The sequence below is a fragment of the Thermus antranikianii DSM 12462 genome (assembly GCF_000423905.1).
Classification (GTDB): domain Bacteria; phylum Deinococcota; class Deinococci; order Deinococcales; family Thermaceae; genus Thermus; species Thermus antranikianii.
Window position 1 is genome coordinate 66,524 of sequence record NZ_AUIW01000002.1, and the last position, 15,962, is coordinate 82,485.

Annotated in this window: 13 protein-coding genes; 10 read left to right on the forward strand and 3 right to left on the reverse strand. The window is 65.4% G+C overall.

Translation table 11 applies throughout. The features are described from left to right. The first annotated feature begins 19 nt into the window (after positions 1-19). Positions 20-418 carry a DUF4258 domain-containing protein gene (locus G584_RS0102075; RefSeq protein ID WP_028493115.1) on the forward strand — a complete coding sequence of 133 codons (399 nt, stop codon included), beginning with the start codon at positions 20-22 and terminating at the stop codon, positions 416-418. On the opposite strand, the gene G584_RS0102080 is transcribed toward G584_RS0102075, so the two are convergent. Beyond that, complete coding sequence (locus G584_RS0102080) at positions 415-783, reverse strand: zinc uptake transcriptional regulator (protein ID WP_028493116.1); 369 nt, start codon at positions 781-783, stop codon at positions 415-417. The genes G584_RS0102075 and G584_RS0102080 overlap by 4 nt on opposite strands. A 57-nt stretch (positions 784-840) precedes the next feature. On the opposite strand from G584_RS0102080, the gene G584_RS0102085 reads away from it, so the two are divergent. The 4 genes from G584_RS0102085 to G584_RS0102100 all read left to right on the forward strand — a co-directional run bounded on the left by G584_RS0102085 (position 841) and on the right by G584_RS0102100 (position 7,023). Beyond that, positions 841-1,857 (forward strand): YibE/F family protein, encoded by a 1,017-nt coding sequence (locus tag G584_RS0102085; RefSeq protein WP_028493117.1) that lies wholly within the window; start codon positions 841-843, stop codon positions 1,855-1,857. A 33-nt stretch (positions 1,858-1,890) separates the two neighbouring features. Continuing rightward, on the forward strand, positions 1,891-3,015 hold the full coding sequence (locus G584_RS0102090) for a metallophosphoesterase family protein (protein WP_028493118.1): 1,125 nt from the start codon (positions 1,891-1,893) through the stop codon (positions 3,013-3,015). After that, positions 2,990-5,923 (forward strand): AAA family ATPase, encoded by a 2,934-nt coding sequence (locus G584_RS0102095; RefSeq protein WP_028493119.1) that lies wholly within the window; start codon positions 2,990-2,992, stop codon positions 5,921-5,923. The genes G584_RS0102090 and G584_RS0102095 overlap by 26 nt, the downstream gene beginning before the upstream one ends. A 110-nt stretch (positions 5,924-6,033) precedes the next feature. Then, positions 6,034-7,023 carry a pectin acetylesterase-family hydrolase gene (locus G584_RS0102100; RefSeq protein WP_028493120.1) on the forward strand — a complete coding sequence of 330 codons (990 nt, stop codon included), beginning with the start codon at positions 6,034-6,036 and terminating at the stop codon, positions 7,021-7,023. Here the strand turns inward: G584_RS0102100 and G584_RS0102105 are convergent. Both G584_RS0102105 and recG read right to left on the reverse strand, forming a co-directional pair. Next, positions 7,007-7,753: a hypothetical protein gene (locus tag G584_RS0102105; RefSeq protein WP_028493121.1), complete on the reverse strand. Its 747-nt coding sequence runs from the start codon at positions 7,751-7,753 to the stop codon at positions 7,007-7,009. The genes G584_RS0102100 and G584_RS0102105 overlap by 17 nt on opposite strands. A 63-nt stretch (positions 7,754-7,816) precedes the next feature. Next, on the reverse strand, positions 7,817-10,144 hold the full coding sequence (gene recG / locus G584_RS0102110; RefSeq protein WP_028493122.1) for an ATP-dependent DNA helicase RecG: 2,328 nt from the start codon (positions 10,142-10,144) through the stop codon (positions 7,817-7,819). Between the two features lie 15 nt (positions 10,145-10,159). Here recG and G584_RS0102115 point away from each other — a divergent pair, with 15 nt between their 5' ends. From G584_RS0102115 to malQ, 5 genes are all read left to right on the forward strand, one after another. After that, a complete protein-coding gene (locus G584_RS0102115; protein ID WP_028493123.1) occupies positions 10,160-11,374 on the forward strand; it encodes a M16 family metallopeptidase in 1,215 nt (404 codons plus the stop codon). Then, the gene (locus tag G584_RS0102120; protein WP_028493124.1) at positions 11,364-12,584 is read left to right on the forward strand and encodes a M16 family metallopeptidase; all 1,221 of its coding nucleotides are present in this window, start codon (positions 11,364-11,366) and stop codon (positions 12,582-12,584) included. The genes G584_RS0102115 and G584_RS0102120 overlap by 11 nt, the downstream gene beginning before the upstream one ends. After that, positions 12,574-13,434: a DMT family transporter gene (locus G584_RS0102125; RefSeq protein WP_028493125.1), complete on the forward strand. Its 861-nt coding sequence runs from the start codon at positions 12,574-12,576 to the stop codon at positions 13,432-13,434. Before G584_RS0102120 ends, G584_RS0102125 begins: the two co-directional genes overlap by 11 nt. A gap of 16 nt (positions 13,435-13,450) precedes the next feature. Continuing rightward, the gene (locus G584_RS0102130) at positions 13,451-14,323 is read left to right on the forward strand and encodes a 3-hydroxybutyryl-CoA dehydrogenase (RefSeq protein ID WP_028493126.1); all 873 of its coding nucleotides are present in this window, start codon (positions 13,451-13,453) and stop codon (positions 14,321-14,323) included. Between the two features lie 91 nt (positions 14,324-14,414). Further along, on the forward strand, positions 14,415-15,917 hold the full coding sequence (gene malQ / locus G584_RS0102135; protein WP_028493127.1) for a 4-alpha-glucanotransferase: 1,503 nt from the start codon (positions 14,415-14,417) through the stop codon (positions 15,915-15,917). The last annotated feature ends 45 nt before the right edge of the window (positions 15,918-15,962 follow it).

Genomic DNA, 15,962 nt, shown 5'->3' on the forward strand with positions numbered 1-15,962 from the left:
GCAAAGGGGGTGGGTTTGCGTGAGGAAGTTTCGCAGGTTAACGGACCTTCTCCCCCACCTCCGGGAAGGCCGCTACCGCCTGGGGCCCCATGCGGTCAAGCACATGCTTCAGGAGGGCTTCACCGAGCTGGACGTGCTTAGGGCCTTGGAATGGGGCAGGGAGCTGGCCATCTACCCCGAGGACCAAAGGATGCTGGTCTTGGGCTACATGGTCTTTCCTCCCCGGTTGAAGCTTCCCCTGCACGTGGTGCTGGAGTACGCCACCCCGCGGCACGTGGACATCGTGACCGCCTTCATCCCCAAGGAGCCTTACCGGGTGTACTCCCGGGCCAGGCTGGCGGCCATCCTGCGCTTCGATGGGGCTTTGGAGGAGGTGCGCTGGAACCGGCCGAAGGAGGCCTACCCTGCGTGGGACTAGGCGCACTCCGGGCAGCGGCCGTAGACCATGACCTCGTGCCCCTCGGCCAGGAAACCCGGGGGCAGGTGGTCCTCGAGGGCCAGATCGCAACCCAAAAGCTCATACACCCTTCCGCAGAGGCGGCAGAGAAAGTGATGGTGGTGCTCCCTTCCCGCGGGTTCGTAGCGGGAGGGTTCACCGGGGAGGGCCACTGGGGTGAGGAACCCCTCCTCCACCAGACCCTTCAGGGTGCGGTATACGGTGGCGAGGCCCAAGGAGGGCACCTTCCTCCGAGCGAGCTCCAGGACCTCCTGGGGGGAAAGGGGACGGCCCGCCTCCAAAAAGGCCTCCCGGATGGCCCGCCGTTGCCGGGTGGAGCGCTCCATGGCCTTAGGATAGCAAGTTGAGAAGAAGTTTTCATCGTGGCCGGGTAGAGTGGCGGTATGCGCCTTTGGCTGCTTTTGGGGTTCCTTCTCCTTCCCGCCTTAGCCCAGGGGGATGGAAGGTATCTGGTGGGGAGGATCCTGGCCCTCGAGGCCCAACGGGGTGTGGCCCTGGTGGAGGTGGAGGGCAGGAGGCTGGAGGCCCTTCTGCCCGTGGATGGGGGCGGGTACCGGGTGGGCCAGCGGGTGGTCCTCTACCAGGAGGGCGGTAAAACCTACGTGACCGAGCCGGATCGCATGCCCTGGCTCCTTGGCCTTTTGGGCCTATTTGCCTTTCTGGCAGCCCTTTTGGGCCGGGGGAGGGGGGTTAGAGGGCTTCTAGGCACCTTTCTGAGCCTTTTGGTGGTGGTCTACCTCGTGGTTCCCAGGGTGGCGGCGGGTGGGAATCCCCTTCTCTACGCCTTTCTGGGAAGCGTGGGGGTGCTTCTTCTCACCGTCTACCTGGTCCACGGGGTAAACCGCAAGACCACCGCCGCCCTTTTGGGCACCCTGGCCTCGGTGGCCTTCGTCCTGTTCCTAGCCCTTTTTTTCACCCGGGGAATGGGGTTTACGGGCCTGGCCTCGGAGGAAGCCCTGCTCCTCAGGCAATGGGGAGGTGTGGACCTCCTTTCCCTCTTCCTGGCAGGGGTGGTGGTGGGTACCCTGGGGGCCTTGACCGACGTGAGCGTGACCCAGGCGGCGGTGGTCCAGGCCCTGGCCCACGCCAACCCCCGCTTTGGCCTTGGAGAGCTCTACCGTAGGGGCATGGAGGTGGGCTACGACCACATCGGTAGCCTGGTGAACACCCTGGTCTTGGCCTACGCCGCAGGTTCCTTGCCCCTCTTTCTTCTCCTCACCCGGGATCCCACCCCCTTGCGCTTCCTCCTGAACACCGAGCCCTTCGCCGCGGAGATCGCCTCCATGGTGCTGGGTTCCTTGGGGCTTCTTCTGGCGGTGCCCCTCACCACCCTGATGGCGGCTTGGTTCTTCCGGGGGGGAAGGGGTGGGCCTCCCGAAGACCATGGCCATACCCATTAAGGCGGAAGACCGGTGGCTGGCATAATGGAAGCCGTGCGCCTATTGCACACCGCGGACTGGCATCTGGGCAAGGTATTAAAGGGCGTGGACCGCACCCCCGAGATCGGGGAGGCGTTGAAAACCCTTCTGGAGATGGTGGCCAAGGAGGGGGTGGACCTGGTGGTGGTTTCCGGGGATCTCTTTGACCGCCCCCAGGTTTCCGCCGAGGCCGAGGCCATGGCGGTGGAGTTTTTCCTGCGCCTTAGGGAGCTTGGGGTGCCCGCCTTGGTCATCGCCGGCAACCACGATCCCAAGGAGCGCCTCGAGGCCCTTGCCCCCCTCTTCGCCCTGGCGGGGGCGGCGGTGCGGGGAAGGCCTCTTTTCCGGGAGGAAGGGGGGGTGGTGGAGGTGGGAGGGCTCAGGGCGGCCCTTCTCCCCTTTGTATCCGAGCGCATCCTGGTGAAAAAGGTTCTGCAGGAGGCTGAGGAGCGCCACCGCACCTACGCGGAGGCCATGCGGCGGATCCTCGCCAACCTGGAAAGCCCCCTTATGCTGGGGCACTTCGCCCTGGAGGGGGTTCGCCCGGGGGCAGGGGAGTTCGTCTTCCACCTCACGGGAAGCTACGCTGTTCCTCCTTCCGCCTTGCCCCTGGGAGCCCGTTACGTGGCCTTGGGCCACATCCACCGCCAGCAACAGGTTTCCGAGGCCCCCGTGGCCTGGTACGCGGGAAGCCTCATCCAGCTGGACTTCGGCGAAGGGGAGGAGGCGGAGCGGGGGGCTTTGCTGGTGGAGGTGCCCGAGAGGGGGCCCGTCCGGGTCCACCCCATAAGGGAGCGCTGGGGGAAGCCCCTTAAAACCCTCCACCTGAAGCCCGAGGAGCTGGACGGTAGGCTTCCCGAGCTGGAGCGCTTTCCCGGGTACCTCAGGGTGGTGGTGGAGGGCCGGCTTTCCCCGGCGGTGAAGGAGAGGCTCTTCCAGGGGCTTCCCCATCTCCTGGCGGTGGAAACCGCAGGAGGGCCTGAAGATGGGGGGAATGGGACCTTGGCCCCGGAGCTGGGTTTGGTGGAGGCCTACGACCGCTACCTGAAGGAACGGGGGCGGGAGGAGGAAGGGCTTCTGGAGCGGTTTAACCAGGTGCTCAAGGAGGTGGAGCTTGAGGCCCTTGCGCCTGGAGCTTGAGGGATTTGGTCCCTATCGGGAGCTGCAGGGGGTGGACTTCTCCGATGTGGAGCTTTTCGCCATCACCGGGCCCACGGGGAGCGGGAAGAGCACCCTCCTGGACGCCATGGCCTTTGCCCTCTATGGGGTGGTGCCCCGGGTAGGGCGGAACGTGGGGAGCCTGGTCCACCCGGGTGCCAGCGAGGCCCGGGTCCGCCTCACCTTCCAGGTGGGGGGAAGGGTCTACAGGGTGGAGCGGGTGCGGGGGAAGCGGAGCGAAGGGCGGCTCTTTGAGCTAGGCCCGGTGGGGGAGCGGCTTTTACCCTTGGAGACCCTGGACGCCTTGAACCGGGCCTTGGAGGAGCTTTTGGGCCTCACCTACGAGGCCTTTACCCGGGCCCTCCTCCTTCCCCAGGGGGAGTTTGACCGCTTCCTTAAGGGAGAGGCCAAGGAGAGGCGCAGGATTCTCCTGGATCTCTTTGAGCTTACCCGGCTGGAAAGGGCCAGGGAAAAGGCGGCTTCCCGCAAGGCGGCCCTGATGGAGGAGAAGGGCCGGCTGGAGGGGGAACTTGCGGGGCTTCTTGGGGTGAGCCTCGAGGCCAAGGAGAACTTGGAAAGGGACCTGGCGGACCTAACCCGGGAGATCGCCCGCCTTCAGAACGAGAAAAGGCGCCTGGAGGAGGCGGTTTTGGAGCTCAAAGGCCTTCAGGCGCTTCTCCTTCGCAAAGGGGAACTGGAAGGCCGTCTGGGCCGCCTCAAGGCCGAGGCTTCCCGCATGGCGGAGGTGGAGGAAAGGCTCAAGAAGGCATCGGAGGCGGAGGCCGCCCTGCCTTTGTGGCAGGACTTGAGAAGGAAGGAGGAGGCCCTGGCGGCCACAGCGCAGGAGCTCCAAAGGGTGCGCGCCCGGCTTGCCCAGCTGGAGGGGGACCGCCGGGCCCTGGCCTTTGACCCCGAGGCCCTAAAGGAGGCGCAAAGGGCTCTTCTGCAGGCGGAGGGGCTAAGGGCCCTCGAGGCCCTTTGGCGGCGGGTGGGAGTGAAAGAGCACCTGGCTCCCAGGCTGGGCCTGGCTCCCGAGGCCTACGCGGAGGCCTTGGAATCCCTCCTCCAGGAGGAAGCCCTTTTGGCGGACAGGGAGCGGGAGCTATCCCGCCTGATGGAGGTGCAAGGGCGGCTAAGGGAGAAGGAAGAAGCCCTGAACCGAGTTAGGGAGGCCTTGGAGGCCTTGGTGGAGGAGGGGGGGCAGGCTCGAGCCCAGGTGGAGGCCCTGGAGAAGGCTCTTAAGGGTGCGGAAGCCCACCGGCTTCGGCAGGAGCTAGAGGAGCTAAGGAGGAGGCGGGAGTTTTTGGAGGAGGAAAAAAAGCGCCTCGAGGCGGAACTTGCCCAGCTGGCCAAGGAGGAAAGGCGCCTGGGGCTTCTCGCCTACCGCGATCTTTTGCAGCCGGGGGAGCCTTGTCCCTTGTGCGGGGGTGTGGTGCATGTCCTTCCCCATTCCCAAGAGAACCGAGGGCTTTCGGACCTGAGGAGGAGGCGGGAGGAAGGGGAGAAGGCCCTTAAGGGGGTCCTGACCCGGCTTGGGGCCGTGGCGGAGGAGGAAAGGGCCAAGCAGGAGGCCCTGGAGACCCTGGGCGTGGAGCCCATCCCCGGGGATCCCAAGGAGCTGGAAGGGAAGCTTCAGGAAGCGCAGGCGAGGCTTCAGGAGCTAAGGGAAAAGTACCGGGAAAAACAGGGGGAGGCCCGGGCCCTCGAGGAGGAGGTGAAGCGACTCTCCCAGGAGAAGGAGCGTTTGCGCCAGGGGTTTTCCCGCCTGGAGGGGGAGGCGGAAATGGCCTGGGAAAAGACCCGGGAAGCCCTGGCCTCCCTACGCCAGGAGAAGGAGGCCTTGGCGGCCGGGCTTTACCGCCTGCTTTGGGAGAGGACGGGGGGCGAGCCGGTAGGGGAGTATATCGGGAAGCTCGCCCGGAGGGTGGAGGAGCTGGAGGAAAAGGAAAGACAAGACCGGGATCTCGCCCGGGCCTGGGAGGAAGCCTACCGGACCCTGGCGGGGCTTTTGGCCCAGGAGGAAGAGCAGCGAAAGGCCCTCGAGGAGGCCAAGGGCCGGGTGGTGGGCCTGATGCCCGAGGAGGAGGCCAAGGCCCTTTACCTTCCCCCAAAGGAGCGGGAGGCCCTGGCGGAGAGGATCCGGGTGCACCGGGAGGAGCTTGCCCAGGTGGAAGCCCTCCTGGAGGAGGTGGAGCGGGAGGCCAGGGCTCGCTTCCCCGGTTCCCTTCCCCCTTTGGCGGAGGTGGAGGCCCGCTTGCGGCGGGAAGAGGAAAGGCTTTCTCAGGTACAGGGGAGCCTCGAGGCCAGGATGGGAGAAAGGGCTGTTTTGGAGGAGCGGCTTAAGGAGATGGGGGAAAGGTTAAAGCGCCGCCGGGAGCTGGAAGCCCGCCTGGCGGAGGTGGTGCGGGAGATGGACCTCTGGGAGAAGCTGGCCTTTGACCTCCAGCTGAATAACTTTCCCGCCTACCTCCTGGGCCTTAGGCAGAGGAACCTGGTGGAGCGGGCGGATGAGCTCATGGCTACCCTTTCCTCCGGGCGCTACCGCCTGCGTTCCAAGGAGGACGAGTACCAGGTCCTGGACCTCTGGACCGAGGCGGTGCGCCCGGTTAAGACCCTTTCCGGGGGAGAAAGCTTCCTGGCAAGCCTCTCCTTAGCCCTGGCCCTTTCCGAGGAGCTTTCCCGGGGGCGGCTTGGGGCTTTGTTTTTGGACGAGGGCTTCGGTACCCTGGACCCGGAAACCCTCGAGGTGGTGGCGGGGGTACTGGAGGCGCTTCCCACCCGGGGGCGGCTGGTGGGCATCGTTACCCATGTGGAGGCCCTGGCGGAAAGGCTTCCCGCCAGGCTCGTGGTGCGCAAGCATCCCTCCGGGAGCCGAGTGGAGTGGGCTTAGGGACCGGCTGGGGTTAGGGATGGAATCCGGGGAACCTAGGGATGGCCTTCCCGGTTGCCCTTTCTTGACTTGGTTCAAAACTCCTTATACACTTCGAGCGGAGGTGAACAATGAAGCGGTTTCTAGCCTTCCTTTTGTTCCTGGGTTTGGCCCTGGCCCAGGGCCTCGAGGCCGTTTGGAAGGCAGTGGAGGTTCCGGGTGGCGTATGCTCCGATGGTTCCCCCTACCGGTTCTACGTAAGCCCGGGGGATCCCAAAAAGGTGGTCATCGACTTCCAGGGGGGTGGGGCCTGCTGGAACGCCGCCACCTGCGGCCCGCAAAGCCAGACCTACCGCAAGCGGGTGGATGTGCAGGAGCTTCTTCTGGCCCAGGGCATCTACAACCGCCTGAGCGTGGCCAACCCCTTCTACGGCTGGACCCATGTCTTCGTGCCCTACTGCACGGGGGATCTCCACGTGGGCCGGGCCACGGTGGACTACGGGGGCTTCAAGGTCCACCACCAGGGGGCCAGGAACGCCCTGGCGGCCTTGGAGTACGTCTTCCGCAACCACCCGGACCCGGAAAAGGTCTTTGTGACCGGCTGCTCCGCCGGGGCCTATGGGGCGGTGTTCTGGGCGGATAAGGTGCTTTCCACCTACAAAAACGCCCGGGTGGCCGTCTGCGGGGACGCTGGGGTGGGGGTGCGCACCCCGGACTTCCCGGGGTTTGGCGTGTGGAACCCGCGCCTGCCGGAGCTTCCCGGCTTGCCCCCGAACCCCCAGGTGGCCGAGATCTACCTGGCCCTGGCCAAGGCCTTCCCCAAGGCCCAAATCGCCCAGTACACCACCCTTTTGGACGGCACCCAGATCTTCTTCTACGGGCTGATGAAGGGGGAGCGGGCTCCTTCGGAGGCCACGGCCCGGGAGTGGGCGGAAGGGGCCCTGAGGGCGGTCCTGGCCCCGGCCCAGGCGGAAAACTACACCTTCTACCTGGCCCCGGGTGGCCAGCACTGCATCCTGCCCCGGCCGGAGCTCTACACCTTGAAGGTGGGGGAGGTGTCCTTCCTGGAGTGGCTTAGGGCCCTGGCGGAGGGGAAGGCGGCGCCTAGGGTGCGCCCCTGAGGCCGAAGGCGGCGAACCATGCCTTAAGCTCCGGGTCCTGCTCCAGCAGGATCGCGTGCCCCTTTTTCCGGTCCAGGGGGGCGGCCTCGAGGAAGGCCAGGAGGAGGCCGTCCCCCTTCCTTTCCAGGATTTCCCGGGACTTCAGCGTGAACTGGGCCTGGAACCAGAGGGCGCTTTTCAGGTCCCCCCGCCTCCTCTCGTAGGCGGAAAGGCTTCGCCTGTCCGGTTCCAGGCGGCTTAGGTAGCGGCTAAAGGCCAGGAGGGATTCCGCTAGGTCCGGCCTGGCCTTAGCCAGGCCCAAGAGGAAGAGGTAGTTGGCGAAGAACTCGTCCAGCCACCTTACCCCCGCCCTCAGGCGCCAGGCCACCTGCAGGGCGTGGGCGTACTCGTGGCCCAGGTTCAGGTCCAAGAAGGAGGGGATTTCCATGGGAGGAGGCCCTAGGGGAAGCAGGACCTCCCGGAAACGGTGGAGGAGCCTTTCGGGGTAGGTGAGGGGGGCAAAGAGGGAAAGCCTTCCCCCCTCGCTTCGCTGGAAGGCCAGGCCGTAGGGGTAGGGCACCAGGGCCCGCCAGTCCCCCTCAGAGAGCACGTAAAGGGTCACGGGGGGTACCGGGGCGTAGGCGGTGTAGGCCTCCCGCAGCTCGAGAAGGTAGCTTCGCAGGCCTTCGGCCCTCAGGACCCCTCCCTCAGAGGCGAAGGCGGGGATATGGGGATGGGGCAGGGCCCTCATCCCGGCGCGTCCCACCTCCCCTGGGCTGTTTCCAAAAGTCCGTTGCCTTCCTCAGGCATCCTTCTAGATAACCTCCCGGAAACCAATGCGCTCCGCCTGGGCCCGGAGCTCCTCCTTAAGAGCCTGGTGCTGGGGCAGGGAAAGGTCGGGGTCCATCTCCAGGATGCGCTTGGCCAGGGCCCGGGCTTGCTCGATGACCTCGGTGTCCTGGGAGAGGTCCCCGAGCTTCAGCTCCGGGTAGCCGGACTGCCGGGTGCCCCTGAGTTCCCCAGGACCCCTTAGCTTCAGGTCCATCTCGGCGATGTAGAAGCCGTCTCCCGATTCCTCCAGGACCTTAAGGCGCTTTAGGGTCTTCTGGCTGGCTTCCCCGGCGATGAGGATGGCGTAGCCTTCGAGCCCCCCTCGCCCCACCCGGCCCCTAAGCTGGTGGAGCTGGGCCAGGCCGAAGCGCTCAGCGTTTTCCACGATGATGAGGCTGGCCCTGGGGATATCCACCCCCACCTCCACCACGGTGGTGGACACCAGGAGGTCGAACTCCCCCTTTCGGAAGGCCTCCATGACGCTATCCTTCTCCCGTGCGGGCATCCTGCCGTGGAGAAGGGCCATGCGCACCTCGGGGAGAAGGCCCTTTAGCTCCTCGTAGAGGGCGGTGGCCGCCTTTAGGTCCAGCTCCTCGGATTCCTCGATGGCCGGGGCTACCACGAAGACCTGGTGCCCCTTTCTCACCTCCTCCCGGGCGAAGGCGTAGGCCTGGAGGCGGAGGCGGTGGGGGAGGACCTTGGTCTTAACGGGCTTCCTCCCCGGGGGCATCTCGTCCAGGATGCTGACCTCGAGGTCCCCGTAAAGGGTCAGGGCCAGGGAGCGGGGGATGGGGGTGGCGGACATCACCAGCACATCGGGGGGGACCTTGGCCAGCTTCAGGAGGGCCCGCCGCTGCAACACGCCGAAGCGGTGCTCCTCGTCCACCACCGCCAGGCCCAGGTCCTTGAACCCTACTCCCTCCTGGATGAGGGCGTGGGTGCCCACCGCCACCTGGGCCTCCCCGGAAAGAAGCCTCTCGATAGCCCCCTCCCGCTCCTTGGGGGTCATGGAGCCCAGAAGGAGCTCCACCCGCACCCCCAGGGGGAAGAGGTAGCGGGTGAGGTTCTGGTAGTGCTGCTTGGCCAGGATCTCCGTGGGGGCCATAAGGGCTCCCTGGGCCCCGTTCAGGGCGGCGAGGTAGAGGGCGTAGGCGGCCACCACGGTTTTACCCGAGCCCACGTCCCCCTGGAGGAGGCGGGCCATCTGCCTGGGGCTTTGCATGTCCTGGGCGATTTCCGCCATAACCCTTTCCTGGGCCCGGGTCAGGGGGAAGGGAAGGGTTTTCTTGAAGGTTTCCGTCCAGGTTTCCTCCACCTTAAAGCTTCGGCCCAGGACCAGCCCCCCGGCGTCCAAGAGGGCTTTTAGCTCCAAGAGCACGTACTCGTCAAACTTAAGGCGGAGGAGGGCCTTCTTGAGGGCCTCCTCGTCCTCGGGGAAGTGGATCTGGCGAAGGGCCTCGGAGTAGGGAAGAAGGCGGTGCTCCTCCCGGTAAGGCTCCAGGGGGTCAGGGAGGGGGAGGGCCGTTTCCAGGGCCCGGTGGACGGTGCGGCGCAAAAAGGCCTGTCCGATGCCCTCCTTAGCAGGGTAGATGGGCACGATCCGGCCCGTGGAGAGGGACTCGGTGCCCTCGTTCTCGAAGTGCTCCACGTAAAGCTGCACCCCGTTGCGCTTCTGTACCCTTCCCGTGACGATGAGGGTCTCCCCCTCTTGGATCTGGGAAAGGACCCAGGTCTGGTTGAACCAGACCAGGGTGATGCGGAAGCCCCAGGCGTCCTGGGCCCGCACCTGCACCAGCTGCATCCCCTTCTTGGGGGTTTTCACCAGCTCCTTGCTCAGGACCTTCACGGAGAGGGTGGCCTTCTGGCCGTCCTCCAGGAAGCGTACCCCGGGGAGGGTCCTGCGGTCCTCGTAGCGGCGGGGATAGTAGTGGAGGAGGTCCCGCACCGTGTGGAGGGAAAGTTCCGCAAGCTTTTTCCGGCTTTGCGGGGGAACCAGGAGGTGGGCGGGGTCCTGGGGGGTAAGGCGGCGGGATGGGGAAGGAAGGGAGGCCGCCTGTGCCCTGGGGGGAGGGGCCGTCAGGCCGTCTTTAAGGAAGCGGATGGCCTCCAAGAGGATCTCCTTTCGTTCCTCCGGGGTTTTTCCCCCATACCCCTGGAAGAGGCTCTGGAGCCTGGGGAAGGGTTTGGCCAGGTTCTGGATGAGGTTTTCCAAGCCCCCCACCACCACCTGGTCCCTGGCTCCGTCCTTTAGCTCCCGCAATATGGGCCTGAGGAGCCTTTCCCGAAGTTCCCCTTCCCTCACGCCCTCCATGATACCCTTAGGCCTGTGAGCCGCGTGGAACGACTACCGAATGGGCTTGTTCTAGCCCTCGAGGAGCGGGACTACCCCGGGGTGGCCTTCCAGCTTCTGGTGCCCGCCGGAGCGGTAAACGAGCCCGAGGGGCTTTTGGGGGCCAGTACCCTCATAGAGGGTTGGCTGTGGAAGGGGGCTGGGGAGCTGGATGCCCGGGGCCTAGCCCAGGCCCTGGACGCCTTGGGGGTTAGGCGGCAAAGCGGGGCGGGGTTGGAGTACACCCTCTTTTCCGCCGCCTTTTTGCCGGAGGTGCTGGAGGAGGTTTTCCGGCTCTATGCCCTTCTTCTCCTGAGACCCCGGCTTCCGGAGGAGGGCTTTGAAGCGGTGAGAAGCGTGGCCCTGCAGGCCCTCCTCTCCCAGGAGGACCAGCCTTCCCGGAAGCTTTTCTCTGAGCTCCGGAAAAGGGTCTTCCTCTCCCCCCACGGCCGGGACCCCTTGGGGGAGGAGGAAAGCTTGAAGCGGGCTACCCCTGAGGCGGTGCGGGAGGATTATCGGCACCGCTACACCCCTAGGGGGGCTATCCTGGCGGTGGCGGGAGGGGTTTCCTGGGAGAGGCTCCTTCGGGCGGTGGAGCCCCTTTTGGCCTGGGAGGGGGAGGAGGCCTCCTACCCAACCCCTCTTCTTTCGGAGCCCCATTCCTTTACCCTCAAGCGACCCACGGCCCAGGTGCAGATCGGCCTGGCCTATACCGACGTGGGGCCGGAGGACCCCCGGTTCTACGCGGCCAGGCTGGCCTTGGAGGTGCTTTCGGGAGGCATGAGCAGCCGCCTTTTCACCGAGGTGCGGGAGAAACGGGGCCTGGTCTATGCGGTGAGCGCCTTCCCCGCCGGGGTTAAGGGCCAGGGCCTCCTCATGGCCTACGGGGGCACCACCAAGGAGCGGGCCCGGGAAACCCTAAGGGTCATGCTGGCCGAGATGGAGCGCCTGGCGGAGGGCGTCACGGAGGAGGAGCTTGCCCGGGCCAAGGTGGGGCTGAAGACCGCCTTGGTGATGGCGGATGAATCCATCCGTAGCCGGGCGGGTTCCATGGCCCGGGACCTCTACGTGCTCGGGCGGATCCGGTCCCTTTCCGAGATCGAGGGGGCCATCGAGGGGACGGGCCTCGAGGCGGTGAACGCCTTCTTGCGGGCGCATCCCTACCGCAACCCCTGGGTGGGGCTTTTGGGCGAGGTGGACGATGTTTCGTGAAGCGGAACTAAGGAATGGCCTGAGGGTCATCGCTGAGGTGGTTCCTGGGGCCCGCAGCGTGGCCTTGGGGTATTTCGTAAGGACCGGGGCCCGGGACGAGGCCCCCGGGGAGAGCGGGGTAAGCCATTTCCTGGAGCACATGGTCTTCAAGGGTCCCGAGGGAATGGATGCCCTTTCGGTGAACCTGGCCTTTGACCGCTTGGGGGCCCAGTACAACGCCTTCACTTCCGAGGAGGCCACGGTCTTCTACGGGGCCGTGTTGCCGGAGTTCGCCTTTCCCCTTCTGGAACTCTTTTCCAGGCTCATGCGCCCTGCTTTGCGCCAGGAGGACTTTGACACCGAGAAGAAGGTGATCCTGGAGGAGATCGCCCGCTACCAGGACCGCCCCGGTTTTATGGCCTACGACTGGGCCCGGGCCCGGTTTTTCGCCGGCCACCCCTTGGGGAATAGCGTGTTGGGGACGGTGGAAAGCATCACGGCCCTCACCCGGGACCAGATGGCCCGGTACCACGCAAGGCGCTACCTTCCGGGGAACATGGTCCTGGCCGCCACGGGAAAGGTGGACTTTGAGGCCCTGGTGGCTGAGGCGGAAAGGCTTACGGAGGATTGGCCTTTGGGGGAGGCGGGGAGGGCTTACCCGCCCTTAAGCCCCGCCCAGGGGGTGGAGGAGCACCCCTACGAGAAGGCCCGGGCCCTCTATTTGGTGGGCCTTTTCCCCGGGGTAGGCTATCAGGAGGAGGAACGCTTTGCCGCCCAGGTGCTGGCCCATCTTCTGGGAGAAGAGGGCTCGGGGCGGCTCCATTTCGCCTTGGTGGATACGGGCCTCGCCGAAGCGGCCTCCTTTGGCCACGAGGAGGCGGACCGGGCAGGCTTCTTCCACGCTTACGTGCAGGCGGACCCGACGAACAAGGAGGCGGTGCTGGCTGTCCTTCAAGAGGAGCTTGGCCGGATCGCCCGCGAGGGCGTGCGGGAGGAGGAGGTGGAGAGGGCCAAGACGCCCCTGGCCACGGCGCTGGTGTTTGCGGGGGAAACCCCCATGGGGAGGCTGTTCCACCTGGGGATGGAATACCTTTACACGGGGCGCTACCTTTCCCTTTCCGCGGTCAAGGAGCGGGTGAGCAAGGTGGGGGCTAAGGAGGTGAACGCCCTTTTGGAGAGGGGTTTTTTGCACCAGGGCCTCTACTATCTGGTGGGTCCTTATGGAACCTAAGGCCCTGGCAGCCGCCTTCCTCACCATCCTCTTCTGGGCCAGCGCCTTTGCGGGCATCCGCGCGGGGTTAGAGGGCCTGAGTCCAGGCCACCTGGTCCTCCTGCGCTTTTTGGTGGCCAGCGCCCTTCTCCTCCTCTACGCCCGTTTTCAGGGCCTCCGTCCACCCAGGAGGGAGGACCTTCCCCGGCTTTTCCTCCTGGGGTTTTTGGGCATCACCGTGTACCACACCGCCTTGGTTTACGGGGAGCTAACGGTGAGCGCCGGGGCGGCTAGCCTCCTCATCGCCACTGGGCCGGTGTTTACCGCACTTCTCTCCTATTTCCTCCTGGGGGAGCGGCTTAAGCCCATGGGGCTTCTGGGATTTGCCCTGGCCTTCATGGGTTCCTTGTTCATCGCCTTTGGGGAGGGGGGTGGGGTGTCTTTGAGCCCGGGGGCTTTTTTGATCCTGCTTTCCGCCCTTTCCACCTCCTTGTACTTCGTCTGGCAGAAGCCCCTTTTTGCCCGTTACGGTAGCCGGGAGATGACGGTCTACACCATGGTGTTAGGTACGCTTCCCCTTTTCGTCTTCTTTCCCGGCCTGGGGGAGGCCCTTTCCACCGCACCTCGCCCGGCCCTTCTCAGCACCCTCTATTTGGGGATTTTCCCTGGCGCCTTGGCCTACCTCACCTGGACCTATGCCCTTTCCCGCACCCCGGCCTCCCGTTTGTCCAGCTTTTTGTACCTTTCCCCAGTCCTGGCCATCCTCGTCGCCTACCTTTGGCTGGGCGAGGTGCCTTCCCCCTTATCCCTGGTGGGCGGGACCCTGGCCCTGGCGGGCGTCCTTTTGGTGAACCTTAAGGGCGTAAAATAGCCCCCGAGGTGCCGGTATGGAGGTAAGGAAAATCGGCGTGGTGGGCGCAGGGCAGATGGGAAGCGGGATCGCCCAGGTGGCGGCCCAGGCGGGTTTTGAGGTGGTGCTGGTGGACGTGGCCGAGAGCTTCCTGGAAAGGGGCCTGAAGGCCATCCAGCGTTCCCTAGGCAAGTTTGTGGAGAAGGGGCGGATTGCCCCGCAGGACCTCGAGGCCACCTTAGGGCGGATCCGCACCACCGTGGTCCTGGGGGACCTGGCGGAGGCGGACCTGATCGTGGAGGCCATCGTGGAGGACGAGGGGGAAAAACGCCGCCTCTTTGAGCGCCTGGGAAGCCTGGTGAAACCCGAGGCGATTCTCGCCAGCAACACTTCTTCCATTCCCATCACCGCCTTGGCCCGCTACTCGGGAAGGCCGGAGCGCTTCATCGGCATGCACTTCTTTAACCCCGTGCCCTTGATGCAACTGGTGGAGGTGATCCGGGGGGAGCTTACCTCCGAGGAAACCCGGGATGTGGTGGTGGAGGTGGCGAGGCGGATGGGGAAGACCCCCCTCGAGGTCCAGGACTACCCCGGCTTTGTCTCCAACCGCCTCCTCATGCCCATGATCAACGAGGCCATCGAGGCCCTGAGGGAAGGGGTGGCCACCAAGGAGGCCATCGACGGGGTCATGCGCCTGGGGATGAACCACCCTATGGGTCCCCTGGAGCTGGCTGACCTTATCGGCCTGGATACCTGCTTGGCCATCATGGAGGTGCTGCACCGGGGATTTGGCGACGACAAGTACCGGCCTTCTCCTCTTCTCCGCCGCATGGTGCAGGCGGGGCTTCTGGGCCGCAAGACGGGCCGAGGGTTTTACACCTACGACGAGAAGGGGAACAAGGTGGGCTAGGCTTTGGCTTGCCCGATTCCCTGGTGGACCCAAACCGCTTAGGCTCTGTCAGCCTCTGGAAGGGTTTCCAAACCTGGGGTAAACTGGGTCCATGGAGCTTCCGCGCGCCTACGGCCTGCTTCTCCACCCCACCAGCCTTCCCGGACCCTATGGGGTTGGCGTTCTTGGGGAGGAGGCTTTCGCCTTCCTCCGATTCCTGAGGGAGTTTGGGGCCCGCTACTGGCAGGTTTTGCCCTTAGGGCCCACAGGATACGGAGACTCCCCCTACCAGTCCTTCAGCGCCTTTGCCGGGAACCCCTACCTCATCGACCTCCGCCCTTTGGCGGAGGCGGGGTACCTCCGCCTCGAGGACCCCGGTTTTCCCGAGGGCCGGGTGGATTACGGCTGGCTCTACGCCTGGAAGTGGCCGGCGCTTAGGGAAGCCTTCCGGGGTTTCCAGGAGCGGGCTAGCCGGGAGGAAAAGGAGGCCTTCCAGGCCTTTTGGGACCGGGAAAGGAGCTGGTTGGATGACTACGCCCTCTTCATGGCCTTGAAGGCCCACCACGGAGGCCTTCCCTGGAACCGCTGGCCCATGCCCCTACGCCTGAGGGAGGAAAGGGCTTTAAGGGAAGCGTCTTTGGCCCTCTCCCAAGAGGTGGCCTTCCACGCCTGGACCCAGTGGCTTTTCTTCCGGCAGTGGCAGGCCTTGAGGGAGGCGGCGGAGGCTTTGGGCCTCTCCTTGATCGGCGACATGCCCATCTTCGTGGCCGAGGACTCCGCGGAGGTCTGGGCCCACCCCGAGTGGTTCCACCTGGATGAGGAGGGAAGGCCCACGGTGGTGGCGGGGGTGCCGCCGGATTACTTTTCGGAAACGGGCCAGCGCTGGGGGAATCCCCTGTACCGCTGGGAGGTGCTGGAAAGGGAGGGGTTCTCCTTCTGGATAGAGCGCCTGAGGAAGGCCTTGGAGCTTTTCCACCTGGTGCGCATCGACCACTTCCGGGGCTTTGAAGCCTACTGGGAGATTCCTGCCTCCTGCCCCACGGCAGTGGAGGGACGCTGGGTGAAGGCTCCGGGGGAGAAGCTCTTTCGGAAGATTCAGGAAACCTTTGGCCGGGTGCCCATCCTGGCGGAGGACCTAGGGGTGATCACCCCCGAGGTGGAGGCCCTAAGGGACCGGTTTGGCCTTCCGGGGATGAAGGTCCTGCAGTTCGCCTTTGACGGGGGGATGGAAAACCCCTTCTTGCCCCACAACTACCCCTCCCACGGCCGGGTGGTGGTCTACACCGGCACCCACGACAACGACACCACCTTGGGCTGGTACCGCACCGCTACCCCCCACGAGCGGGCTTTCCTTGGGCGCTACCTGGCGGAGTGGGGGATTGGGTTCCACAGGGAAGAGGAGATCCCCTGGGCCCTCATGCACCTGGGGATGAAGTCGGTGGCCAGGCTGGCCGTCTACCCTGTGCAGGATGTGTTGGCGTTGGGAAGCGAGGCCCGGATGAACTACCCTGGGCGCCCCTCGGGCAACTGGGCTTGGCGGCTTAGGCCCGGCCAGCTCCTGCCCGAGCACGGGGAACGGCTTCGCTGGATGGCCGAGGCCACGGGCAGGGTATGAAGAAAAACACCCCACCCTGGCCGAGCCAGGGTGGGAGGCTTAAGG